Origin of the sequence: Kangiella geojedonensis, from assembly GCF_000981765.1 — a bacterium.
Lineage (GTDB): Bacteria > Pseudomonadota > Gammaproteobacteria > Enterobacterales > Kangiellaceae > Kangiella > Kangiella geojedonensis.
In genome coordinates this window covers 456231-480987 of record NZ_CP010975.1, presented here as the reverse complement: position 1 = coordinate 480987, position 24757 = coordinate 456231, and the positions used below count along the sequence as shown (strand labels likewise).

26 protein-coding genes are annotated in these 24757 nt (G+C 45.2%); 13 read left to right on the top strand and 13 right to left on the bottom strand.

Features of this window, described 5'->3' with window-relative positions; genetic code table 11:
* Positions 1 to 23 precede the first annotated feature (23 nt).
* Positions 24 to 1388 (bottom strand): DNA repair protein RadA, encoded by a 1365-nt coding sequence (radA, locus tag TQ33_RS02265; RefSeq protein ID WP_046560632.1) that lies wholly within the window; start codon positions 1386 to 1388, stop codon positions 24 to 26.
* Between the two features lie 300 nt (positions 1389 to 1688).
* On the opposite strand from radA, the gene TQ33_RS02260 reads away from it, so the two are divergent.
* From TQ33_RS02260 to TQ33_RS02250, 3 genes are all read left to right on the top strand, one after another.
* Positions 1689 to 3059, top strand: a complete 1371-nt coding sequence (locus TQ33_RS02260) for a 3-deoxy-7-phosphoheptulonate synthase (RefSeq protein ID WP_046560631.1) — start codon at positions 1689 to 1691, stop codon at positions 3057 to 3059.
* A gap of 86 nt (positions 3060 to 3145) precedes the next feature.
* Entirely contained in the window at positions 3146 to 3451 is a 306-nt protein-coding gene (locus TQ33_RS02255; RefSeq protein ID WP_046562235.1) for a hypothetical protein, read from the top strand.
* 57 nt (positions 3452 to 3508) lie between these two features.
* Positions 3509 to 3811 carry a DUF2970 domain-containing protein gene (locus TQ33_RS02250; RefSeq protein WP_046560630.1) on the top strand — a complete coding sequence of 101 codons (303 nt, stop codon included), beginning with the start codon at positions 3509 to 3511 and terminating at the stop codon, positions 3809 to 3811.
* Here TQ33_RS02250 and TQ33_RS02245 read toward each other — a convergent pair.
* Entirely contained in the window at positions 3808 to 4641 is an 834-nt protein-coding gene (locus TQ33_RS02245; protein WP_046560629.1) for a Dam family site-specific DNA-(adenine-N6)-methyltransferase, read from the bottom strand. The two genes, TQ33_RS02250 and TQ33_RS02245, sit on opposite strands and share 4 nt — an antisense overlap.
* 90 nt (positions 4642 to 4731) lie before the next feature.
* Here TQ33_RS02245 and TQ33_RS02240 point away from each other — a divergent pair, with 90 nt between their 5' ends.
* Positions 4732 to 5331 (top strand): alpha/beta fold hydrolase, encoded by a 600-nt coding sequence (locus TQ33_RS02240; RefSeq protein WP_046560628.1) that lies wholly within the window; start codon positions 4732 to 4734, stop codon positions 5329 to 5331.
* Position 5332: 1 nt separating this feature from the next.
* Here the strand turns inward: TQ33_RS02240 and TQ33_RS02235 are convergent, their stop codons facing one another.
* Positions 5333 to 5701, bottom strand: a complete 369-nt coding sequence (locus tag TQ33_RS02235) for a diacylglycerol kinase (RefSeq protein WP_046560627.1) — start codon at positions 5699 to 5701, stop codon at positions 5333 to 5335.
* Positions 5702 to 5813: 112 nt separating this feature from the next.
* Here TQ33_RS02235 and TQ33_RS02230 point away from each other — a divergent pair, with 112 nt between their 5' ends.
* Positions 5814 to 6224: a hypothetical protein gene (locus tag TQ33_RS02230; RefSeq protein ID WP_228640326.1), complete on the top strand. Its 411-nt coding sequence runs from the start codon at positions 5814 to 5816 to the stop codon at positions 6222 to 6224.
* Here the strand turns inward: TQ33_RS02230 and bioD are convergent.
* A complete protein-coding gene (gene bioD, locus TQ33_RS02225; protein WP_046560625.1) occupies positions 6198 to 6911 on the bottom strand; it encodes a dethiobiotin synthase in 714 nt (237 codons plus the stop codon). The genes TQ33_RS02230 and bioD overlap by 27 nt on opposite strands.
* A 101-nt stretch (positions 6912 to 7012) precedes the next feature.
* Here bioD and TQ33_RS02220 point away from each other — a divergent pair, with 101 nt between their 5' ends.
* Entirely contained in the window at positions 7013 to 7729 is a 717-nt protein-coding gene (locus tag TQ33_RS02220) for a hypothetical protein (protein WP_046560624.1), read from the top strand.
* A 94-nt stretch (positions 7730 to 7823) separates the two neighbouring features.
* Here TQ33_RS02220 and TQ33_RS02215 read toward each other — a convergent pair whose 3' ends face one another.
* Genes TQ33_RS02215 through bioB form a run of 5 tightly spaced genes read right to left on the bottom strand, consistent with a single transcriptional unit; the run spans position 7824 to position 12298 of the window.
* The gene (locus TQ33_RS02215; protein WP_046560623.1) at positions 7824 to 8318 is read right to left on the bottom strand and encodes a hypothetical protein; all 495 of its coding nucleotides are present in this window, start codon (positions 8316 to 8318) and stop codon (positions 7824 to 7826) included.
* A gap of 44 nt (positions 8319 to 8362) precedes the next feature.
* Entirely contained in the window at positions 8363 to 9214 is an 852-nt protein-coding gene (gene bioC, locus TQ33_RS02210; RefSeq protein WP_046560622.1) for a malonyl-ACP O-methyltransferase BioC, read from the bottom strand.
* On the bottom strand, positions 9211 to 9987 hold the full coding sequence (bioH, locus tag TQ33_RS02205) for a pimeloyl-ACP methyl ester esterase BioH (RefSeq protein ID WP_046560621.1): 777 nt from the start codon (positions 9985 to 9987) through the stop codon (positions 9211 to 9213). Before bioH ends, bioC begins: the two co-directional genes overlap by 4 nt.
* 4 nt (positions 9988 to 9991) lie before the next feature.
* Positions 9992 to 11149 (bottom strand): 8-amino-7-oxononanoate synthase, encoded by a 1158-nt coding sequence (gene bioF, locus TQ33_RS02200; RefSeq protein ID WP_046560620.1) that lies wholly within the window; start codon positions 11147 to 11149, stop codon positions 9992 to 9994.
* Between the two features lie 51 nt (positions 11150 to 11200).
* Positions 11201 to 12298, bottom strand: a complete 1098-nt coding sequence (gene bioB, locus TQ33_RS02195; RefSeq protein WP_046560619.1) for a biotin synthase BioB — start codon at positions 12296 to 12298, stop codon at positions 11201 to 11203.
* A 340-nt stretch (positions 12299 to 12638) separates the two neighbouring features.
* Here bioB and TQ33_RS02190 point away from each other — a divergent pair, with 340 nt between their 5' ends.
* The 6 genes from TQ33_RS02190 to TQ33_RS02165 all read left to right on the top strand — a co-directional run bounded on the left by TQ33_RS02190 (position 12639) and on the right by TQ33_RS02165 (position 16829).
* Positions 12639 to 13145, top strand: a complete 507-nt coding sequence (locus TQ33_RS02190; RefSeq protein ID WP_228640323.1) for a ComF family protein — start codon at positions 12639 to 12641, stop codon at positions 13143 to 13145.
* A gap of 108 nt (positions 13146 to 13253) precedes the next feature.
* A complete protein-coding gene (locus tag TQ33_RS02185) occupies positions 13254 to 13619 on the top strand; it encodes a hypothetical protein (protein WP_046560617.1) in 366 nt (121 codons plus the stop codon).
* Between the two features lie 11 nt (positions 13620 to 13630).
* Complete coding sequence (locus TQ33_RS02180; RefSeq protein WP_046560616.1) at positions 13631 to 14344, top strand: ZIP family metal transporter; 714 nt, start codon at positions 13631 to 13633, stop codon at positions 14342 to 14344.
* Between the two features lie 79 nt (positions 14345 to 14423).
* Positions 14424 to 14750 carry a quaternary ammonium compound efflux SMR transporter SugE gene (gene sugE, locus TQ33_RS02175; RefSeq protein WP_046560615.1) on the top strand — a complete coding sequence of 109 codons (327 nt, stop codon included), beginning with the start codon at positions 14424 to 14426 and terminating at the stop codon, positions 14748 to 14750.
* Positions 14747 to 15421: a uracil-DNA glycosylase gene (gene ung, locus TQ33_RS02170; RefSeq protein WP_046560614.1), complete on the top strand. Its 675-nt coding sequence runs from the start codon at positions 14747 to 14749 to the stop codon at positions 15419 to 15421. Before sugE ends, ung begins: the two co-directional genes overlap by 4 nt.
* Before the next feature lie 79 nt (positions 15422 to 15500).
* Positions 15501 to 16829 (top strand): MATE family efflux transporter, encoded by a 1329-nt coding sequence (locus TQ33_RS02165; RefSeq protein ID WP_046560613.1) that lies wholly within the window; start codon positions 15501 to 15503, stop codon positions 16827 to 16829.
* Here TQ33_RS02165 and TQ33_RS02160 read toward each other — a convergent pair.
* Together TQ33_RS02160 and TQ33_RS02155 are read right to left on the bottom strand one after the other, a co-directional pair.
* Positions 16826 to 18241 (bottom strand): Na+/H+ antiporter NhaC family protein, encoded by a 1416-nt coding sequence (locus tag TQ33_RS02160; protein WP_084616896.1) that lies wholly within the window; start codon positions 18239 to 18241, stop codon positions 16826 to 16828. The genes TQ33_RS02165 and TQ33_RS02160 overlap by 4 nt on opposite strands.
* Before the next feature lie 193 nt (positions 18242 to 18434).
* Complete coding sequence (locus TQ33_RS02155) at positions 18435 to 18908, bottom strand: GNAT family N-acetyltransferase (protein WP_046560612.1); 474 nt, start codon at positions 18906 to 18908, stop codon at positions 18435 to 18437.
* Between the two features lie 149 nt (positions 18909 to 19057).
* Between TQ33_RS02155 and TQ33_RS02150 the strand changes: the two genes are divergently transcribed.
* Complete coding sequence (locus TQ33_RS02150) at positions 19058 to 19621, top strand: hypothetical protein (protein WP_046560611.1); 564 nt, start codon at positions 19058 to 19060, stop codon at positions 19619 to 19621.
* Positions 19622 to 19831: 210 nt separating this feature from the next.
* On the opposite strand, the gene TQ33_RS02145 is transcribed toward TQ33_RS02150, so the two are convergent.
* Positions 19832 to 22213 (bottom strand): zinc-dependent metalloprotease, encoded by a 2382-nt coding sequence (locus TQ33_RS02145; RefSeq protein WP_046560610.1) that lies wholly within the window; start codon positions 22211 to 22213, stop codon positions 19832 to 19834.
* Between the two features lie 53 nt (positions 22214 to 22266).
* Positions 22267 to 24717 carry a M14 family metallopeptidase gene (locus TQ33_RS02140; RefSeq protein ID WP_228640319.1) on the bottom strand — a complete coding sequence of 817 codons (2451 nt, stop codon included), beginning with the start codon at positions 24715 to 24717 and terminating at the stop codon, positions 22267 to 22269.
* Positions 24718 to 24757: the final 40 nt, after the last annotated feature.

Genomic DNA, 24757 nt, shown 5'->3' with positions numbered 1-24757 from the left:
TGCTTTTCACTTTTTACAACTTATCACAGTAAGTTAATCATTTCCTGTAAGCGGCTGACGCCATGTATCTCCAAACCGTTGATCGGTTTTGATGGAAGGTTGCCTTTCGGCACAATGGCTTTCTTAAAACCATGTTTCTCAGCTTCCTTTAAACGCTCTTGGCCATTTGGCACAGGACGCACTTCTCCCGCCAAGCCCACTTCACCGAAAATCACTAGATGCTCTTCCAGTGGACGATTCCGTAAGCTCGAAATAATCGCCGCGATTAATGCCAAATCTGAGCTGGTTTCCATCACTCGAACCCCACCGACCACGTTGGCGAAAACGTCTTGATCAAAGGTCGCGACACCACCATGGCGGTTGAGCACCGCTAACAACATAGCTATTCTTTGGTGATCCAAACCAACCGCAACCCGTTTTGGTTGAGGTGCGTGTGAGGTATCCACTAACGCCTGAATCTCGACCAACATGGGGCGAGTTCCTTCCCACGTCGATACAATCGCGCTACCCGCAACGGGGTCAGTATATTTTGATAGAAAAATTGCAGAGGGGTTTTTGACTTGCTTCAAACCCTCGTCAGTCATGGCAAAAACCCCTAACTCATTGACTGCACCAAAGCGGTTTTTCACTGCTCGAAGCAAACGCAAGCGACCGTCTCGCTCTCCTTCAAAATACAATACTGCATCCACCATATGCTCAAGTACACGTGGTCCAGCTAATGCGCCGTCTTTTGTCACGTGGCCGACAACAAACAGCGTGGTTCCCGTTTGCTTCGCGAACCGAACTAATTGTGCAGCACTTTCACGAACCTGTGCCACACCGCCAGGCGCTGATTGTAGCATTTCGGTGTAAATCGTCTGGATCGAATCCACTACCATCACTTTCGGTTTTTGCATCAATGCTTGCGTGGTAATTTGTTCGACTTGGGTTTCTGTTAATAAAGAAAAGTCGCCCGTTTCAAGCCCTAGACGCTGCGCTCGCATCGTGACCTGCTGCATTGACTCCTCCCCTGTCACGTACAGCACAGGCATATCTTTACTTATCCCACATAAACTTTGTAGCAGGATGGTTGACTTACCAATTCCAGGATCTCCGCCCATCAACACCACAGACCCCGGCACTAAACCACCGCCTAGCACACGATCCAGCTCGGACATGCCCGACCCCATACGTGGCACTTCCGACAAATCCACCTTGTCCATTTGCACCACTTTACTTTGCTCGCCAGCGTAACCCGTAAAGCGAGAACTTTTCTCACCCTTAGATTGCTTAACGTTAGCCTGCTCGACCATCGAGTTCCAAGCTTTACATTGGCCACATTGACCTGCCCATTGTGGTGTTTCAGAGCCACATTCTTGGCAGACATAGGTTGTTTTTACTTTCGCCATAATTAAGTTCCTGAAAAGTTGATATTTCCGCTACTCTTCGTTAAAACACCGCTCAACCTGCTCACTTATCAACCAATAAGCTCCGCTGTTTCGCTGCGTTTTGTCTTGATTAGCGTCATCTCAACTTTTCTTAATTTTTTTCTCTCATCTAAACGATTAAATCGTTTTAGTTGTTCTCATGGTTGTTCATCTCGGCTCCGTCCACCCTTGCTCATGCTGAGCTGTTCACAGCGAACTTTTTTGCCCGCCTCTATCTTATGGGATAGAATGGCTTTATTGAAGTCATTAAATAGATTTAGCATGGCACAGCGTACTGCTGACGGCTGGACTCCTGATAGTTGGAAGACTAAGCCCGTCAGTCAACAGATAAAATACGGTGATCCACAAGCGTTACAGCAAGTGGTGGAGAAGCTGTGCCAACTACCACCGTTGGTATCCTCATCAGAGGTAGATGCGTTAAAAGCTCGTATTGCTGAAGCCCAGTCCGGACAACGCTTTATCGTTCAGGGTGGCGACTGCGCAGAATCATTTTCCGACTGTAATGCTGATGCTATTTCACAGAAAGTTCGCAGCTTACTTAGCTTAAGCTTATTGGTAAGCCAAAAAACGCAACAACCAATCACCCGCATCGGCCGTATTGCAGGTCAGTATGCAAAGCCCCGTTCTGCGCTTACTGAAACTCAAGGTGACACCACGCTCACCAGCTACCGCGGTGACTTGGTTAATCATGTACACTTTACTGAATCCGCTCGTAACCCAGATCCGGCACGCATGCTTGAAGGCTATAGTTATGCCTCGCTGACCCTGAACTATATTCGCTCTTTATTGGAGGGCGAGTTAGACGAGCTGTTCAATCTCGAACAAGAAGTTTCCTCACTCAAAGATTTATCCCGTCACAAGCAATTACACCAAAGCTTGCGTAACTTTCGTGACGCGCTGAATCTGTTCCATCAATTTAACGGTAAGCAAACTGCCCACAAAAACTTAACGGAGTTTTATACCAGCCACGAAGCGCTTCACCTGCATTACGAGCAAGCACTGACTCGCCAAGCCAATAATGGTCGCTGGTATAACCTATCAACTCACTTCCCATGGGTTGGCATGAGGACAGTACAAAACGATAGCGCTCATTTAGAATATTTACGCGGTATCGCTAATCCAATAGCAATTAAAGTTGGTCCAACTGTTGAGCCTAAAGATCTCGTCGAACTATGCCAATGGATTAACCCTGAAAACGAGCCAGGCCGTCTCACCTTGATACAACGATTTGGCCATCAACATATCGCGCAAAAACTACCAGCAATGATTCAAGCCATTCAAGCTGCTGATATTAACGTTTTGTGGAGCTGCGACCCGATGCATGGCAATACTCAGGTAGGCGCGAATGAATATAAAACACGTGACTTCCAACATATTCAGTCAGAATTGCAGCAAGCTTTTGATATTCACCAGCAACACAATTCCCACTTAGGCGCTGTTCACCTCGAAATGACTGGCGAGGCCGTTATGGAGTGCGTCGGCAGTAGTTACGCTGTTGAGCACCAAGAACTGGGTAAAGCCTACACCAGCTTAGTCGACCCACGACTTAATTTAAGCCAAGCCTTTGAATTGATTGACAATTTGAAATTATCTTTGGCTGAGAACAAACAAAAAAACACATCAAATCCTTGATCTACAATGACATTTTGTCGTATATTCAGGAGATATCCTAAATGGGGGATATGTATAGGCGCGAAAAATATGGTGAGGAGTTAACCATGTTGATCAAAAAAAGCATAAAACAACTATTTATCACAGCTGGTGTTGCATTGAGCATCATGGGTGGTTCTAGTGCTTTCGCTAAAGCTCAAATTTGCTCTGATAGTAGCCATGTTGGTTATAACAGTGACGAACTGCACATCATTACCTCAATTGAGCCAGAGCTACTGGAACCGGCTTCTGCTCAGCTAGGCAACACTAACTCTGTTAAAAAGTCAGCAAGTTGGTATTCGTGGTTAACGGAATCACATACCATGCCAAGCTTGCACTTCATCCAATTCTTGGAGTTGTTTGAAAAGTCTTAATTTTTAGAGAGGGTTGAGTTATATTAACCCTTTCTAAAGTATGATAAGTGTCAAACAATGAACCAGGATACCCCAAAAACCAATGAGTCCTCATTGGAATCCTCTACTGAATCTAAAAAAGCCACTGGTAACATCGAACAAGCCACCGAAGAAAAACCTCAAGGTACTGGCTTTTGGTCGACCGTACAAAGTGTTTTAGGCGCGATGTTTGGCGTTCAAACAGAGCAGCAGCGAGAAAAAGACTTTGAAAAAGGTAGCGCGGTACAGTTTATTGTCGGCGGAATTATCTTTGTTGTGGTATTTATTTTAACGATTCTCTATTTCGTTAACTCAGCTTTAGAGAGCGCTGGCGCTGGCTAGCTCTTATAAAGGGCTAGTAGCTCCTTGGCTTTTGAGCGATTATTGCCATCGCAAGAGATAAATCGTTGCACGTCAAAGTGTAGGACTGTTGAAGCTCTATGATATATCTCTCGTGCGACTAGCGTGTCGTGATTGGATATCGCAGTAAATACGCCTTTCCCTTGTGCTCGTTCCGCTAAAAAGCCTAGCTCCGCCTGCTGGTCATAGCTAAAGCCTTGCTTTGTATAGTCAGTAAAATTGGCGGTAAGGCTTTGCGGAAGATACGGTGGATCGCAATAAATCACATCACCATTTCTCGAGGCGTTAAATGATTGTCGAAAGTTTTGGCAACGGAACTCTGCCTTTTGTGCTTTTGCGGCAAAAACTTCCAGTTCATGGCCTGGAAAATAGGGTCTTTTGTAGCGCCCAAAGGGCACATTAAAGCCACCAGAACGATTATATCGACAAAGTCCATTATAGCCATGACGGTTAAAATATAAGAATAAAGCGGAGCGTTCTTTTCCAGCTTCTAATTGATTAAAGTATTCACGAAGTTCATAAAAACGCTTTTCTTTGTTATTGGCCTCAGTAAAGTAGTTCGCGCAATAATGAATAAAGCTCGTCTTACCACGCTTTAGATCACGGAAAAGGTTAATGAGATCGGGGTTGATGTCAGCGAGCAAGTAACGATCATAGTCAGCATTCAAAAATACCACGCCAGAACCGACAAACGGCTCAATCAGCTTTTTTCCTTGAGGCAAATGATGCAGAATCTTAGGTAATAATCTAAACTTGCCACCAGCCCACTTAAGGAAAGGTCTTTGAAACTTTAAAGGCTGGGCTATCGACATCGATTTTTAATAATAAACTTATAGTGTGAGCTAGTTTATCAAAACCGATCACGAATAACAGCGACTTTTACCAATGACTGGACATAGACTATGAACAAGCAGGCCGTAACATTCATTTTAGCCCATGGTGCTGGAGCAGATTCACAGTCTGAGTTCATGCAGTTTATGAAACGCCACATTAGCGATGACATTATTGAAGTGGTTACTTTTGACTTCCCTTACATGGTACGTCGTCAGAAAACGGGCAAAAAGTCACCACCTGATCGCATGCCTACATTAATCGATGCCTTTCATCAGCAGATTAACTCCATAAGCAGTGGACCTATTGTGATTGGAGGCAAGTCGATGGGAGGCCGTGTTGCTACCATGATTGCTGATGAAGCAAATGTCAGTGGCGTCGTGGCAATGGGTTACCCTTTCCATCCGCCCGGCAAACCTGAAAAAACTCGAACTGAGCACTTGGCTGAGCTGGAAACGCCCAGCCTGATTCTCCAAGGAACGCGCGACACTTTTGGCAAGCCAGAAGAAGTGGCTCAGTATCAATTAAGCCCTAAACTTAAAGTGCAGTGGCTACAAGATGGTAATCACAGCCTGGAAACTTTAAAACGGTCAGAAGTAACCACTGAGCAAAGCTGGAAGTTAGCAGCGCAAGCCGCACAAAGCTTTATTCATCAGCTCGTCGCAAGCTAAGCTAGAAGTAATTACTGACTAAGATGACGCCCCAGACAAGCAATAGGTTTAAGATTGCTACCGCAACTGCCGCAGAGCCGATATCCTTTGCTCTGCCGGACAATTGATGATGTTCACCGCCAAATCGGTCGACCACAGCTTCTAAAGCCGAATTGATCAGTTCTATTAACAGCACCAAGAATACCGACAGGATCATTAAGGCAATTTGACTTGCTGACTGACCGACAATAAAACTCAATGGCAACAAAACAATCGCCAAAAGCAATTCCTGACGAAAAGCAGCCTCATGCTTCCACGCAGCTTTCAAGCCCAGCCATGAGTAGTGGCAAGCATGAATAATTCTTGTAATACCAGTTTTTCCGGGCTTCATAGGAATTTTTACACTCTTTGTGATTTGTGAGCTATTAGGATGAATAAAAACCTAATAGAATTATAGACTTATACTTTGACTTAAAGTGTGCCTTAAACTATACAAGGATCGAATGATGAAGTTAAACAAATATTTATTACTCGGCGCTATGGCTGTACTCATGAGTTTAACTCAATCGTGCTCACAAGCTAATAGCGACAGTAGCAACAACGCATCACCACAAGATTTGTACGCACAAATCCAGCAAGCTGCCAGCACAGAAGGTTGTTCTACCAGCGCAGACTGTGGCTTACTACCCATTGGTAATAAGCCATGTGGCGGGCCAGAAGCCTACATGCCCTACTCTAAAAGCAATAGCGATGTTGATGCATTAGAAAAGATGGGACAGCAATACGCCGACATGCGCAGACAATACAACAAAGACAATCAAATGATGGGCACATGCCAAGTTACGCCGAAGCCTAACGTCAGTTGTATTCGCAACCAGTGCGTAGCCTCAGAGCAAAGTACTCACATCCAATAATTCCGCAACATTGTCTGATAAAGACCCATCTGCGTCTTGCGAGTTTGAATCTGCAGTATCTTGAAAAGGTACTACTCCAAGGCAAGGCGCAGTAATATTCTGCTTTAACCACTGTACATTATCTTCTGCCATGTTCATTTTCCCCTGAGCAAAGTTTGCCACCCAGCCCTTAACGGTCAGGCCACGACTTTGGATATCACGAATACTCAACATGGCATGATTGAGGCAGCCTAACTTCATACCAACCACAAGAATGACATCCAACTGCTCTTGCTCAACCCAATCAGCATAAGTTTCCTTCTGATTTAACGGCGTAAGCCAGCCTCCAGCACCTTCAACTAAAATAATATCGGCGTCATCCGGCATCACAACTCGATTAGCAAGCTCTTCAACATTCAATGTCTGTCCGGCCAAATCTGCTGCAATATGCGGTGCAATAGCTGGTTCAAAGCAAAGCGGGTTGATTTCGCTATAACTGAAAGACATATTTGATGCTTGCTGTAACTGCAAAGCATCATCATTTTTCAATACACCCTGTACAGGCTCTGCGCCAGAAGCAATGGGCTTTAACCCTACTGTGGAAAGGTTATTCGCTACAAAAGCCCTAATCAAAGCCGTTGAAATGAAGGTTTTACCGATCTCAGTGTCGGTCCCTGCCACGAAGAATTTACGTTTAACGTTACTCAATTTGTTATACCTCGCACAATTAATCGAGTATGATTGCTATATACTATGGACTTCTAGGGTTCTCAAAATCCATGTACAACCATATAAACTGATACACATTTATGGATAACTTTTTAGGCGACAACACTATCATACTAGTTCTAGGCATCCTAGCGCTGGTCTTGTTGCTTGGCGCTGTTGTTACAGCAACGCTCAAGCATGCCCTAGTTCGTCAGCTTGAGTCTAAAAATGAAGAACTCAAACAAGTTAATAAAGAAAACACTCAAAATATTGCCAAGAAAAAGCAAAAAATTGAAGACATTGAATCCGATTATAAAAAGCTTCAAGAATCACTAACCAGTCTTTCTGAAAGAAACACCACGCTCATTCAAGAGCATCGTCAACTCAACACAAAATACGAGAACACACTCTCCAGCTACGAAGAGGCCCATAAAAATTATATGGGCGCCTTACAATCTATTTCAGACACCAAGCGCGAACTAGAAGCTCAAATGGATGAGCTTAAAGAGTCGCACAACGAAAAATTAAAAAACGTTCGTCAAGAAGCTCAAGACGAAATCAATAACTTCAAGTCTAACTATATGGCAGACTATGAACACATCAAAAAGAGCCACAAGCGCCTTATTTTAGCCAATCAAACTCTAAGCAAGAATACTGACAATTTACGCGATGAACGCGACTTCTACCGTACTGAATTTGAAACTCTGCGCGACTTTTTGCATGACGCTCAAATGAAAAATGTTAAAGATATTTTAAAAGCAAAAGAACAAGAACTCGAAGAAAAAGTCGTTAAGTTTGAAAACAAAAAGAAATCGTAATTCTTTAAATAATGTTATTCCTAGTGCCTGCTCAAACCCTACATAATCAAGCCAAACAATCCTGAGTAGCTCACGCTCCATCAAGCTACGTTTACTAGTCTTGTTTTATGGCACCGAACCCATACTCTCCATCAAGAATTAGTGTTCCCAAAGGAAGTGACTTATTAGCTTCTCTATAAATCACACCTTGCTCGACTGTATAAGCAAAATATACTTCACCGTTATCCGCATTACTCCCTTTTATTATATATAATTCTTTAGACTCAAATTTCTTGAACTTCGAGTTTTCGAATATTTCTAATATTTTATACTCTGAGCCTGAATGTTCCCAGCCATCTTCTATTTGTAATGTTTGGATATCTTTTGGTATTGCAAGCCAAAAAACTGGGTGTTCTACACAAAAGTAATTTGATTTACTATCACAAAACTCTACTTCGTCCCCATAAGGGCCATTGATTACCGTTCCTTCTTCGGGCACAACCACCACAACCTCGTTAACTAAAGGTGCAATGTAACGATTAACTTCTTGCTTTGATTGCGCGGCAGTCATTAGTAATGTAACTATAATAATTAATGTCTTCAATTTCATAATTACTCTATATCAATAGTATTAATAGGGGCAAAGTGCATTTATTAAACTTCTCGCTTCCCTTCCGCTAATTCAACAATATACTCATGATAACTGGTCACTTGTTTTTGCTCTGAACCAAAAGCATGGCCATAAACTAACTCATAAGTTGCGGGCAATTGGCCATCATCGAGTGCAAATTGTTGGTAAGCTTTTTCGACAGCGCGTAATTTTTTAGGGCTCATTAACCCCGAATTACGGCGACGGTCAATATTATGCGCGCCAATATCTTTTAAATCCCGCATCAGCTCAGTGGCTTTATCATAACTGATCACTACCGGCTCAGCGTCAACAACCGGATCTAGCATTTTGGCTTGTAGCATGGCATCGCCAACATGATGCATATCAATAAAATCGTTAACGTGATGATACTGATCAACTGCAGCAAAACTCTGTTTTAATTCTTTTAAGGTGTCAGGGCCTAAGGTAGTAAACAGTAGCAATCCTTCTGGCTTTAAGACACGGTTCAATTCAACAAATAATTTTTCTAGATCTTCGACCCATTGAATCGACAAATTCGAAAAGATAAGATCAACCGAATTATCTTCAAAAGGTAATGAAACCGCATCTGAGCAAACATATTCTTCAGATTGTGATTGCTGTTTACACCAAGCGATCATCCCCTCGGCAATATCAACCCCTGTCACTTTCGCTTGCGAGTAACGCGCCGATAATTCGCGAGTAAAAACACCTGTACCACAACCTAGGTCAACAATATGCTTAGGCTCAAGCTTAAAATAATCCAATCGCTCAAACAGTCGCTCACCAGCAATCCGCTGAAAGAATGCAGCTGCATCATAAGTCTTAGCTGCCTGACTAAAAGAACGCGCTACGTCTTGTGAACTCAGATGACTCATGCGACTAAAAACTCTCTAACTTTCTCAACAAATTGATCGGTATGGGATAAGAAAGGAGCATGGCTCGCTTTGGGAAAAACGTGATGCTCTGAGTGAGGCACTAGCTGCCCAACCTCTTCTGCTGCTTTTGCTGGAACCAACGAGTCCAATCGACCATAAAGTCGTAAAAATGGTACCGAGATAGCGTTCATTTGTTCGCGCAAATCAACATCATTCAATAAATTTAAACCTTCTCTCAAAGCTCTTGATGCCGGCATACCGTGAATAAAGACGGTGTCACGCAATCGACGGATATCTTCTTTTTGCGTTTCACTGCCGATAGCCTGAATCGCTAAGAAACGAATAATCGTGCCTTGATAATCTTCTTCGAGATAACGACAAAAACTATCCATAATGTTTGGCTTCATGGCATGTTGCCAGTCGTCAGCTTGAACAAATCGAGGAGAGCTCGACACCGTAATTAGCGACTCGACTCTCTGAGGGTGAGATATGGCAATATTAGTTGCAACCAGCCCCCCCATTGACCAGCCAAGGTAGTGAGCTTTTTCCGGCGTCACCTTAAGTACTTGGTCAGTCAACAACTCAATGGAATAGTCACCACCTGGCAATGGCGAACGACCAAAACCAGGAAGATCGATGAGGTGCAAGGTGAAATGCTGGGATAATTGCTCCGTGATCAACTCCCAAATACCTGAGTGTAGCCCCCAACCATGGAGCAACACTAAGTCAGGACCTTGCCCAACGGTTTCAATGTAGGGTTTTAATTTACTCATGGTTCTAATGCTTTACCTGTAGCTCTGCAATAGCTTCAATCAATTGTTCAATATGCTGTCGTTTGTGATTAGCGGTTAGGGTAACCCTAAGACGAGCACTATTTTCTGGCACAGTTGGCGGTCTAATCGCAACGACCAATAAGCCCTTACTTCGTAATCCTTGGCTTATCGCTACCGCTCGCTCATTTGAGCCTAGCAGTATCGGTTGAATCGCGGTATCCGACTCCATTAAGGGCAAGTTTTTGTCAGCCGCTAACTGTTTAAAATAATCAATATTGTTTTGTAATTGTTGCCGGCGCTCTGGTTCCGATTGGACCAACTTTAGGCCAGCTCGATTCGCCGCAGCCACTGCTGGCGGCATTGCCGTAGTATAGATATAACTTCGAGCAAACTGCACCAAACTTTCAATCAGTAAACTTTTGCCCGCTACAAAAGCACCATAACCACCAAGCGCCTTGCCAAAGGTCGCCATGTAAATATCAGCTCGTGACTGCTCAAGCTCAAAATGCTCTAAAGTGCCTTTACCGGACGCTCCCAAGACTCCAAAGCCATGAGCATCATCAACCATGAGCTTGGCTTTATACTGTTCTGATAATTCCAGCATCTCTGGTAACGGCGCCAAGTCCCCATCCATACTAAAAACGCCGTCGGTTACGATGAGCTTAGTGTCGACTTGGTGTTTTAACTGACGTTCTAATGCACTCATGTCGTTATGCGCATAACGAAGCATTTTCGCTTCACTTGAACGCCCACCGTCAATCAAGGATGCATGATTTAACTTATCTTGGATCAATAAGTCTTTGCGATCGAAAAGGCTGGTTAGTACACCATAATTAGCCATAAAGCCCGACGAAAAAAGAAGCGCTCGCTCAACGCCTAAAAATTCAGCCAACTCTTCTTCAAGACGGTGATGCTCTTCACTATGCCCGACCACTAAGTGTGAAGCGCCACTACCTAAGCCATAACGGTGTATTGCTTTCTGTGTTGCTTCACTTAACGTGGGGTGACTTGCCAATCCCAGATAATCATTACTGCTGAAGTTAACAAAATGCTCTCCAGCAATACTGACCTCTGTGTCTTGGCCACTCTCTAAGGTCAAACGATGGCGCATCATATCCTGCGCCTGCCGTTGTTTAAGACGAGTTTCGAGCTTGTTCCACATAGGTATCCTAGCGGTTAATTCAGTGAGTCGTTTTGAGCTTATGCTCGGTAACTAGTTCACTTCGGTCGCATCATAAAACAACGGTTTTTTGCTAGCAGTTGCTTCTTCAGCCGCTTTTGTAACGCCCTTTGCGACGATCTCTGCAGCTTCCTCTTCAATCTGTTCTTTAGAGTGGTGACGCTGTTCTGGCTGAATGCCTAGGCGCTTAAACAAAATAGAATCGGCTTCAGCTTCTGGGTTAGCTGTGGTCAGTAGTTTTTCGCCATAGAAAATGGAGTTAGCACCGGCGAAATAACATAAAGCTTGAGTTTGCTCATTCATATCCTCACGACCCGCCGATAAACGGACGTAAGACTTTGGCATAACAATACGAGCAGTTGCGATCATGCGAATAAAATCAAACTCGTCTAATTTCTCTACTTCGCCAAGTGGTGTGCCTGGAACCGCAACCAACATATTAATCGGTACACTTTGTGGGTGTTCAGGCATGTTAGCTAGTTGCTTAATTAAGCCATAGCGATCATTGATTTTTTCGCCCATACCAATGATGCCGCCGCTACATACATTAATTCCTGCGTCACGCACATTTTGCAGCGTGTCGAGACGATGCTCATAGCTACGAGTCGTAATGATTTGCTCGTAGTATTCCGGTGACGTATCAAGGTTGTGGTTGTAGTAGTCCAAGCCCGCTTCCGCCAACTTGCCCGCCTGCTCATCCGTTAGCATGCCAAGAGTCACACAAGTCTCAAGCCCCAAGTCTTTAACCTGGCGAACCATCTCAATCACAACGTCTAAATCTTTTTCACGCGGTGAACGCCAGGCGGCGCCCATACAAAAACGTGTGGCGCCATTTTTCTTAGCCTGCTGCGCTTTCTCGATGACTTTCTGCACCGCCATCAGCTTTTCTTTAGATAGCCCCGTATTGTAGTGACCTGATTGTGGACAATAAGCACAGTCTTCAGGGCAAGCACCGGTTTTAATACTTAATAACGTGCTGGTTTGTACTTCATTCGGGTTAAAATTCTGACGATGGATTAATTGAGCAGCGAACAATAAGTCGTTAAATGGTTGATTATAGATAGCTTCTATCTCAGCCAAGCTCCAATCATTGCGAACCTTGCCACTATTTAAATAATCTAAATTGCTCATTGTTTTATTTACCCTTATAGTATGTTTTTTGCACGCTTGGCATAAAGAAATTAGGAATATGCGTGCAAGTTTACTTCCCAAGAGTACACTGTCAACCAAGAATAGGGAATTTAGGTTTACAATGAGTTTCTTCGATAACCTCCGCCGTGTTGCTGAAAAGTCACTAGCTTATAGTCACTGTTCTTTCTGTGGACTCGCACGAAGTGAGATTGGAATATGCGATCCCTGCCTATCGGCTGTAGAGCCTATGGGTCGGTCCTGTAACACTTGTGCCAGCCCTATAAATAGTTCTCAAACAGCGCAATCACAACCTGATGTAGACAGCAGTTGCGGGCAATGCTTGAAAAATCCTCCTGTTTTTCAAAGAGTTATAACAGCCACACGTTACAAATTCCCCGTCGACAAAGCATTAAGTGAGCTCAAATTTAATAAACAACTCCACTTTGCGCGTAGCTTAAGTCACGTTCTAGAGCGACGCGTTAGGCTCTCTTACGACAATGCTCCTTACCCTGATGCTTTGGTGGCCATCCCTCTTCACCCTAAACGCTTAAGCGAGCGAGGCTTTAACCAATCCGAGCTTGTCACCAAACATCTAGCCAACGCCCTGAGTATTCCGCACAATAATGCACTGGCTCGGGTCAAAGATACGCCCCACCAGATAGGCTTGAGCGAAAAGCAGCGCCGTAAAAACCTCAACAATGCATTTCGCCTACAGAAACCTCTGCCTCGACATATTGCCTTGGTTGATGATGTCGTCACCACCGGCTCTACGGTTAGCGAAGCGGCTAAGTTATGTTTACAGAATGGTGTCAAACAGGTTGATGTTTGGTGTCTCGCAAAGACCTGAGCTTTTGACAAGCAAAAGAATATCGCTACTATTAAAGCAACATGTTGCTTGAGTGTTCTTAATTAGAGTCACCTTATTTAAGTCACCACTTATTATGAGTCATCACTTATGAACCTTATACCATGGCGTCTTTGCCTACTACTTCTTGCGCTTACTGTGTTACTTCTCGGGTGCCAAAAAGCAACCCCCGAAGAAGAAATCCAGCAAACCTTAGACCAAATGATTGCCATTATAGAGTCAGGGAATAAGGATAAAGTATTGCAGGAATACGCCATTATTCCGCCCAACCAAAACATTAGCACCCGTGACTTTTCTGATGATAAAGCACAGGCCCTGCTTCTCTACTTAAAAGAAGCCAAACGAACAACACCGATCGTTTCAGAAGATCAAACAAAGCTCAGGTTTATCGTGCCGTCTTCTCGTCGAGAACTTGTGTTTCAAAAAGACGACGGTCAGTGGAAACTCAATAACTAGGGAGTTTTAGCATGAGCGAGTGGTTACTTATCGTTGTATTAACGCTTGGCGCCGGCTTATCCATGCCACTTGGCGCTTTACTTGCTCGTATTGAACACCTCCATCCACAATGGTTAGAGCAAGAATTACGCCATAGTATTATTGCCTTCGGCGGTGGCGCCCTGCTATCCGCTATTGCTTTGGTGCTCATCCCTGAAGGAAGCGCAAAACTATCAATCACCGAAACGGCAATTTATTTCGCTTTGGGTGGTTTAGCCTTCATGGCTTTAGATCGATTACTGGATTATTTAAAAAGCCCTGCCAGTCAACTCGCTGCCATGTTATCAGACTTTATTCCCGAAGCTTTAGCCTTGGGCGCAGCGTTTGCAGAAGGTGGCTCCGCTGGCATATTGCTAGCAGGGTTGATTGCTCTGCAAAACCTTCCAGAGGGATTCAATGCATTCCGCGAAATGAATGCGGCAAAAGCTTTTAAACCCAGTGTTATCATTCTCGCCTTTTTAGCCATGGCTTTTCTCGGCCCTATCGCTGGTTTGGCAGGTTACTTTTGGCTGGCGGCTTTCCCTAACGCCGTTGGCGCTATCATGGTATTCGCGGCAGGCGGTATTCTTTACCTAACGTTCCAAGATATTGCGCCACAGGCCAAGCTGGAAAAACACTGGGGCCCACCGATGGGGGCCGTTGCCGGTTTCTTGCTAGGACTTATTGGGCAACTTTTAATCCACTAGCGTTAACCTTTACTATCCCCAGTGCTAAACTAGTTCGATACTATTCATTTAACTTATTCAATTAGCACTGGAGCTTATCGTGGCTTGGGTTTATCTGTTTGTCGCAGGATTGTTTGAATGTGCTTGGGCTATCGGCTTAAAGTACACCGAAGGTTTCAGTAAGCCTCTACCAACTGTTTTGACTGTTATCGCCATGGGCATCAGCTTCTGGCTGTTATCCATTGCCATGAAAACCATCCCCGTGGGGACGGCTTATGCTGTCTGGACCGGCATCGGAGCCGTTGGCGTAGCCATTATGGGCATGTTTTTATTTAACGAATCCAAAGATATATTGCGCATTCTTTGTCTTTTGCTTATTGTCAGCGGCATTGTTGGATTAAAACTGGTGTCAAAGGGGGAGGTATGACCGCTTGGAGCGATCTCCTTAGTCAGGAGAAGCAAAAAAAGTACTTTCTGGAAATTATGAATTTTGTCGCCGGAGAGCGTGCATCTGGAAAGGCTATTTATCCGAAGAAAGAGCAGGTATTTAACGCTTTTAAAGCCACTGAGTTTGACCAAGTCAAAGTAGTGATACTAGGCCAAGATCCTTACCATGGCCCAAACCAAGCGCATGGCTTATGCTTTTCAGTATTACCCGGGATAAAGCCCCCGCCGTCTCTCGCCAATATGTACAAAGAGCTGCGTAACTCTATCCCCAATTTCGAAATCCCACAGCACGGTTATTTACAAAGCTGGGCCGAGCAAGGAGTTTTACTCCTCAACACCGTTTTGACGGTCGAGCAAGGTAAGGCGCACTCGCACGCTAAAATTGGCTGGGAGCGCTTCACCGATACCGTCATAGAAGCACTGAATACACACGGCAATAATATCGTATTCATGCTTTGGGGAAGTCACGCCAAGAAAAAAGGACAAGCTATCGACCGTAGTCGTCACTACGTATTAACCGCACCACACCCTTCCCCGCTGTCCGCACATCGTGGTTTTTTTGGCTGCAACCACTTCGCCAAAGCCAATGAATTACTGGTAGATGATGGTAAAAAACCCATCGATTGGCATTTGCCACAAGAGGTCAGCTAATTCGGCTTTTAAACGGACATGGAGCCGCAAGACCTGATACAATGCGGGCAATTATTGTCATACTCATCAGGCGCGCAATTTGCTAAATAAAGATCGCTCCCGTCAGGTCCTAGAAATATCCTTGCCTATTGTTGGTGGCATGGTCTCTCAAAATATCCTGAACCTTGTTGACGCAGCCATGGTTGGCACACAAGGTAGCGCAGCGATTGCAGCCATCGGCATCTCTGGCTTTATTAATTTTATGGCCGTCGCTTTTTTTACGGGCTTTGCCGCTGGTGTTCAGGCGATGGTGTCGCGCCGTATGGGGCAAGGCAGAAGCGAAGAAGCAGCCTACCCGATGAATGCCGCTTTAGCGATTATTACCTTACTCGCGCTACCAACCAGTATTGCTTTATTCTTTCTTGCCCCCAAAATTCTGCACCTGCTGAATGACGACCCTGAGTTGCTCAAAGAAGGCATTCCTTACTTGCAGGCTCGATTTGTCGGTATTGTCGCGGTCGGATTAAACTTTAGTTTCCGCAGTTATTGGAGTGCGATCAGTCAAACACAATATTATTTACGCACTCTACTGATCATGCACACCATCAATATCATCCTCAATTATGCGCTGATATTTGGGCACTTCGGTATGCCAGAATTGGGAACGCTTGGCGCAGGCATCGGCACCACCGTTTCAGTAGCATTAGGTACCCTGTATTATCACTACCTAGCCAGCAAGCACACCAAGCAATACGGTTACCTAGCACAGCTCGCGCGTTGGCCAACGATTCGTAGTATTTTGAAAATCTCCATCCCGTCTGCCCTACAGCAACTTTTCTTTGCTGGTGGCTTCACGGCGTTATTCTGGATTATCGGCAAGGTTGGCACCCATCAACTAGCGGCAGTCAACGCTATAACTAACGTTATGCTGGTTGGGATTTTGCCCTGCATCGCTTTAGGTATCGGCGCTGCAACCTTGGTCGGTCAATCATTAGGGCGCAAAGATCCTCAAAATGCTTATGTTTGGGGGTGGGACGTCGCCAAAATGGCAATTATTTTTGCGATTGGCTTAGGCGTTATCTTTTATATTTTTACCGATCCCATCATGGGTATCTTCCTAAAAGAGCCCGAAGCATTAAGGCTTGCTCATTGGCCCTTTAAGTTGTCGGCTTTAATTATTGTGATTGATGCCGTCGGGCTGGTCTTCCTAAACGCTCTTAATGGCGCCGGTTCCACTAAATCAACTCTGTATGTTTCCATCATATCTCAGTGGATACTGTTTTTACCGGTAGCTTGGTATTTAGGCCCTTACCTAGGTAAAAGCCTCACTATCATTTGGATTGCTTACTCGGTGTACCGCGTACTCCAGACTGGGGCTTTTGTGTGGTTGTGGCAACGTCGCCACTGGAGCCGCATTCAGTTCGATTAAGCTTCTGACGTCTTAACCTCAGCGGTATCGTCAACCTCAATAGTTCTTGTTTTCACCGTGCCGACTAATGCAATAATCAATAAAATCGGTAAATACCACGCATATTGCCCTGGCGCTAGCGGAGAGATGGAAAAGCTCGCACCCAATAAAAGACACTGAGCACCATAAGGCAGTACGCCTTGAATACTACAAGCGCCTATATCCACTAAACTAGCGCTTTGCTTTGGTAGTACCTTGCTCTTCTTTGCCAGCTCGTGGGTGACGTCTCCGGTTAAAACAATACTCACTGTATTATTCGCTATCGCAAGGTTGGTCACCGCCGTGGTGCTTAAAATCGCAAGCTTAGCTCGTAACTGAGATTTAGTAACGCTAAACAAACGACTGATTTGTTGCACTAACCACTGTAAACCGCCTTGAGCTTTAATTAAGCCTCCAAGTCCACCGACTAGCATCGATAGCAAGAAAATCTCCTGCATGCTGCTGAAGCCTTGATACATGGTTACCGCAACGCCCGCTTCTTCGCTAAAACCACCCCCCATTAAGCCAATGAGGATCGCTACCACAATACCAACGGCCAGAATGACAAAAACGTTCCAGCCGAGTAAAGCCAACCCCAGAATAAAGGCATACGGAATTAAGTTGTACCATTCATAACTACCGATAGTGACAGCTTCGCCCTCTCCGGCAAAAATACTGTATAACACCACCGTTACCACCGCCGCTGGAATCGCCCAGCGAGCATTTTGCTTTAACTTGTCCGTCGCTGTCGCGCCTTGGGTCCGAATGGCAGCAATGGTGGTATCAGAAATCACAGACAAGTTATCACCGAACATTGCACCGCTGAGCAAAATCCCAGCCACTAACGCTGGTGAAACTTGGAGACTTTCCGTTAACCCAACACCGATAGGCGCCAAAGCAGCAAGTGTCCCCATCGACGTGCCCATAGAAAAAGACACCACAGCTGCAATTAAAAACAATCCAGGCAAAATAAAAGACGCAGGGATTAAGTCTAAGCAAAGATTCACTACCGCAGATACGGCACCGATTTGTGTGGTTAAAGCGCCAAAGGCGCCAGCAAGTAGGTAGATCAAACACATCGCAATGATATTGCTATCACCCATTCCAGCCAGAAGATGTTTAATACTTCGCTCAATGGAGTCCTTGGCCAACACTATCGATAGCGCTATTGCTGGTAAAATCGCGATTGGAGCTGGCAACTGATAAAAAGCATCTTGTACGCCGGTCATGCTGTAATAAATACCGGTACCTAAAAACAGGACAAAAAAGACCAACATCGGGATCAGTGGAATAAAACTCGGAGCCACCAACGAAGTGCCTTCGCTTAAAGGACTCTCACGAATATTAGGGTTAGCCGAAGTCTTATCATCAGTAGAAATTGTCTTTTCTGTCATACCATACTTACCTAGTTGAATAGGGTTGTGATTCAGGCTTGCGGACAGAAATGACTCGTTGAGAGGCTCTCTTTAGCAGTATTTTCTCTTTTAACTGTTGCTAAAAGAGTGCGCCCGCAAGCGGAACAAATCAGCGCAAGGAGCAACTATAACCAAGTTACCCCGTGAATTCAATAAACGGCAGTTTAGCAGTCTATTTCAGCATGGTTGAAGCAGGCTCATCTTTTGATAAGCGCAGGAAGTAATAGTCGTACTTGTAATCCTTTTCAAAGCCATAATCGCGGTAAATCTTGTGTAGACGGTGATTTTCTTTTCGAGTGGTCACTTCTACACGAACCGCTTTACTGGCTTCACACAGCATTTTTGCTGCATCCAATAACCCTTTTGCAATTTGACGACGATCTGAACCTCCGAAGATAAAGAAGTCATTTAGCACCCAAATTGGTCCTAAACCGATACTCGAAAACGACGGATACAACTGAATAAAGCCCGTCAGCTCATCGCCTTCAAAAGACAAGAAAATTTTCGATTTTTCTTCTTCAATCAAAGACTTAAGGAATTCACGAACTTGCTCGACTTGTGATTCCTGACGGTAAAATTGGCGATATTGATCAAACGCTGGCACTAACAGCTCTAAATCATCAATAGTACAGGCTCGAATATCCAAAGGTAGGTCCTTATTCAGTGTATAAATTATGTTCAGTAATAATTCAGTTTACATTTTATATAGTAGCTGATAACGAATGAGCAAGGTCATCATAACAAATCACCCCACTCACTCGTAACCGTATTATAGTGTTTTTCGAGGAGTTAGCCATGAATAAAGTCATCATATCAGCAATAACTGCATCCCTGTTACTGGGATTCTCACAAGTCGGTGAGGCCAAAGAACATAAAGGCCCAAAGGCAGATAGAGGGTCCAGTTACAGCTCAGGCAATGCTCATGACCGTGGCAATAGACAAGGCGGCAACAGCCATCGCGGTAACCGACAGCATGAAAGTAATCGTGGGTTTGATCGACGCGCCGATGCTGACCGCCACAGCAGCCGTCACGACCGCAGAGATGCTCGTCGCGATGATAGAAAAGAGTATCGCTATCGTGACAACGATCGTCGTCATGCATCACATGATAGACGTCATTATCGTAGCCATGATCGCTACCGTAATCACCACCGTCCACGTTATAAGCACTACCGTTATAAACATTATCACCCAAGAACCTATCCGGTGAATGTTTATTACTTAGGTCAGGATTGGTATTACTACGGTGGTTATTACCACCCGTTCCCAAGACACCATATCCATACAAGATATTGTCACCACCGTTATTGGGAGCCGCTAGCAGTAGGTATCATCCTTGGTTCAGTTTTAGGTTGGTAAGCGACATGAAGTATTGAGTGTTTCCTGGTCTTGAGAGGTTCGGATATTAAGTTCCCCTGACACATACCCCCTTAGTGTTATCCGACTCCCCACTCTCAAGATCAGCTTTTTCTCTCCTGACGCTTTCTAAAGCTTATTCGAACAGATAGCGTCATTTAAAAAGCCGCTTTACGCGGCTTCTTTTTTTACGACTCAATGTACGACTCAGAATTACTGACCAATAGGAGAGCCTGGCGGTATCTCTAACGGTTTAACGTAATCAACTTCAAAGTCACCTGCTTGATACTTATCCACCAAGGACTTAAGCCACAAGTAACGCACAGGGTTGCGCTTAGCTTGAGTGACTAACCAGGCACCCAGTTTACCAATTTCATTATGTAGGTGAGCACGTACTTCGGGTGAAGCCTTCGGGTTAGAAGCCGCCATTAAGATGTGCTTTACCGTCAGGTAATCCACGCGTTGCTGAATTAATGCCCCTAACCCCTGACTTTCATTGCTACGCAACGTCGCCACTAATAACTCACTGAGCATCTCTTCCAGACCTAACTGTTCTGTGGCTTGAGCTTTTTGCTGTAGTAAACGAGCCAATCGTTCTGGGTTCAACATCAATTTCAAGGTATGTTGCGCCGCCACATCAGCCATAGCCACAGGGTCTAAACTAGAACCCGTTTGGCTCGGAAAGCTTTCACGGTTCTTGTAATAACCGTAAGCCTTTGGTGGAATCATGCTCAAGATGTGATCCGGTAACTGTAACTGCTCTACAGTAAGCGTCGATAGCAGCATTTCTAGCGCCGCATCCTGTTGTTCTTTTGACACAGGACGTACCGGTTTATAGCTATCGCCTTTTACGCTGTACTCAAAATGCACACCGCCCAGCAGTTTAACCGCGGCTTCAACTTGATAGCGATGGAATAAATACAGCGGCACTAAAGTCTCGGCCAATTCCGAATAGGGCTGCCCGTCTTTCAGGTTAGCATGCCCAAAGTTCTGCAACGCTTGTTGACGAACTTGGAGTACACGACTAAGTTCTTGCGCAGGGTCAGCGCCATTGTCCCAAAGGTGCGCCTCAGCTTGCGAGCCGCCTTGCGGACGAGCATCGGCGTCGGAAATAAAGAACAAGCCTTTTGAGCTGGCGTCGCGCACGATTTGACGTAGCGCCTCTTCTTCTTTGCCTTCTTCAAATTCAGCATAACCGTAACGAACCGTTTCGATGTCCCAACGACCAATACCCTCAGCGTAAGCATTCGCTAAAGAAATATCACCGTTATTCAAGGTTACTAGTGGGTGAGGGTAATCCATTACTGATGCGCGATTATTGACGCTAGCTGAGAAGTTATGAGCAATGCCTAACGTATGCCCGACTTCATGAGCTGACAATTGGCGAATACGCGCTAACGCCATGTCTAATGCTTTTTGCTGTTTTTCACCATTGGTCGCAGAGCCGGTCAGTGCGTTAGCTATCAACAAGTCCTGACGAACACGTAATGAACCTAAGGTCACATGCCCTTTAAGGATCTCACCTGTCCGAGGGTCAGCCATCACCATGCCATAAGACCAGCCACGAGTCGCGCGATGAACCCATTGAATGACGTTATAACGAACGTCTAAAGGATCAGCGTCTTCTGGCAACATCTTAACCTCATAGGCACCTTCTAAGCCGGCAGCCGCAAAGGCATCCCCCCACCACTTTGCACCGTCCAATAAAGCGGTTCGAACGGGCTCTGGCGCTCCAGGGTCGAGGTAATAAGTTATGGGTTCGATGTTGCCGTCTTTATCACGCGTAATACGGTGACGGTAAATCAGTTTTTTCTCTAAACTCTCCGTGATTGGTGTTGCATAATCAGCATAGGTCAATTCAAAGAAACCGCTCTTAGGGTGAAATTGACGAGGTTGGTAACCGTCATCCGGTAACGCCACAAATTGAACCTGTTGTTGCACAGTAATCGCATCTGGCGAAGGCGTCACTTGACGAACATACTCACCAGGGTTCGAGCCTTTGAACGTCAGAATCGCCTCGAACACCGTATTTCTAGGGAAGTTTTTGCTGTCCTGAGTCACTAAAGCTGAGCGAGATGTATCAACCCCATAGGAGCCTTGATTAGTCGCCTGCAAACGCTGCCCGACACCATGCAAATCTTGTAGAAGAAATGGCGTCATATCAATTAAATGACGTTTACCCGATCGCGCTTCAACTTTAAAGCCATAAAGCACTGAGCTAGCGAAAGCCTGCTCTACCGACGATCGTTCCGCTTGATTATCCGTGTCAGCACGATATCTAGTGTTTAACTGCTTAAGAAAAATCTTATCGCCATACTTTTCAAACTGCACCAATCGACTTTGTCCCATTTGACCACGGTCAAGGCCTATATCATTGGAACCGATGCCGTAGGGCAGACCGGTAAACATGATAAAGGGCTGCTCAAACTCACTGACCTCCAGCCAAATTTTTCCTTGGCTGTTGCTGACCTGATACGGCACAAAACCGTTAACACGACTCGATTGATTTCGAATTTCTGACCAGCTAGCCGCATTGACGCTCACGCAGGCAAGGCAAACTAGCGCAATAAAAATAGACTGAAGTACACGTCGCATGAGCGATTCCCTTTATATTTTCTTAGCATTCATGATGTTGCAAAAGTCGATGATTAAAAGACTCTGCTGAAAAACAAACTATTGACCATCAAACGCGCCGAACCAAGCCAATAGCCCCGAAAAACTGGATTGTCGTTAAACACTATGATACTGCCACGTTCTAGGCGCTGAGCCAAGACAGCTGGCGTATTTTTTATGCGATTCACGTTTTCTTCGGAGGTATAACCTGCAGCCAAAGGCGTGTCGGTATAGGTCGCTACCGTGACAAAGTCTTGAGTCGCTGGTTTCAACACCTGTGTACCGGCCTTGGTAAACGCTATCGTATCTTTGGTCAAGCCATACGCCAGTGGGTGGCTATTATCTAAGTCAGCTTGATAGATGGCTCCGCCAATAATACCCTTAGCAATCACGTCATCACGGTGGCTAAAGTCATGTCCTTCTGGCTTTGGCTGCTCTTCTACTTCAACTTGGAAGTCCACTAACTGGTTACGAATAGCCCACTCAGCTGCAGTGCGCGTGACCACTAAAGTTCCCCCTTCAGAGATCCATTCGATTAAAGACTGATGCTCCTCAGGTTTTAAGTCGGCATAAAAACCATTAACTAAAATTAAATGGCTATAGCGATCGATTTTTGTGAAATCAACATGGTTTGCATGCTGCATGGAAAGTGGCACTTCAACTCGTGTATCCAATAAATGCCACATTTCACCCGCTTCATACGGCGACACTTCGCCACCAATCAATAATAAAGGTCGCGGCATAGCAATGGGTTCAATGCTCGGACTGCCCAAATCAACACCGTTTAAGGCTAAACCCGAATCAACACCATAGACATCAACGCCAGCTTCCAGAAAAGCACGTTTGATCGCTGCAACGGCTTTGGTTTTTTTCTCAGAATTCGCTGGAAGTTGAACAACCAAGGCGCCAGCGGAAAACTTTCGCTCATCATTGCCTACCTTAAGGCTAAAGCTTTTGGTGCTCACTTTAGCGCGAACACCTTTTTTCAACACACGGCTCAACCCTTTAGCCGCATTAAAATTATCCCACGGAATAATCGCTGCGACTGGATTCTGGCTACCGTTCCAACGACCTTGCCCAAATTCTTGCAGCTCTTTCGAGCTAACATCAGACAAGTCCCCACGGTCAAGATGAGTAAACTCGACGTTAAAAGCCAATGGCAATGTCCATGCTGACACATCGTAGAACGTATTATCTTTAAACTTTTTACGAGTCTCGAACATGGCTTTAATCAGCCCATATTGCTGCTGATTAAAATTCACCACATACGACGAATCAGCCGAGTAGGAAGTGCCATTCACTTTTATTGAGTCGTCCACTTGGCGAACGGCGACCTGATGACTCTCAAGAATACGCAAGAATTCTTGCAGACGACCTTTGTCTTGAGAAGTGAAAATGACCCCCTTAACCGAATCATCAGCGGCCGCTTCACCGCGCCCAGCAAAGAAGTCACGTTGATAGCTCTGTAGCTTATCCTTCATCGAGAGCGACGCTTTTAAGGTCGAAAATGAGGTTGCGACTTGGTTACGAATGGCGTACGGGAAACTTAAATCACCATTGACCGACTCTTGTAAATGGCCTCGAGAACTGGCCTGCTCGAATAAAATCCCTACGCCACCGTTAATGTCGGGGAACGTAGAACCTTTGCCGTAATAAAAGTCATCGAAGCCTTCTTTGCTGTAATAAGCCGCGCCTAAATCATCCAGTGCCTTGGCGTGGAATTCTGCAATATCCGCCGTTAAATCGAAATTTGCTTCTGAGGTCAGTGGGTTCTGACGACTTGGTACGCCGGGCTGGAAAAAATAGGTCGAATTTGTGCTCATTTCATGAAAATCACCCACAATATGCGGTCGCCATTCATAAAAATGCTTCGCTCTCGCCTGACTTTCGGGATGTTGTAGCAGTAACCAGTCACGGTTTAGATCGAACCAGTAGTGGTTGGTACGTCCTTGTGGCCAAGCTTCAGTGTGCTCCATTGAGTTAGCGTCACTCACCAACTGTTTGCCCTTATAACTATTCACCCAGTGCGCAAAGCGCCCCATGCCATCAGGATTCAGCATGGGATCAATCATAACTACCGTGTTGTCGAGTAACTTCTGAACCCAAGGCTCTTTTGAAGCAGCTAAACGATAAGCCACCAATAGCGCCGCATTGGCACCACTGGCCTCGTTACCGTGCACAGAGTAACCCAGCCAAACCAAGTTAGGTCCTTGATAATCCTCTAAATCATTACGCGCAGCTTTAATCTCGTCTAAACGTGCAATATTCTCAGGAGAGGAAATATAAGCCGTGATTAATGGGCGGTTCTCATGAGTGCGGCCAATTTCTTTCAAAGCGACCTTGTCTGAGAGGTGAGACAAGGATTGGAAATAAGATAAAGACTGATCGGGACGCACATGCCAAGTGCCCACTTGGTGCCCCAAAATGTCTTTTGGCGTTAAAACATCATCGGAATACTCTATGGATTGATTGAAGTAATAATCCAATGTCGGCTCGTCGCCCTTGGACTGTAGGGAGTATGTTACG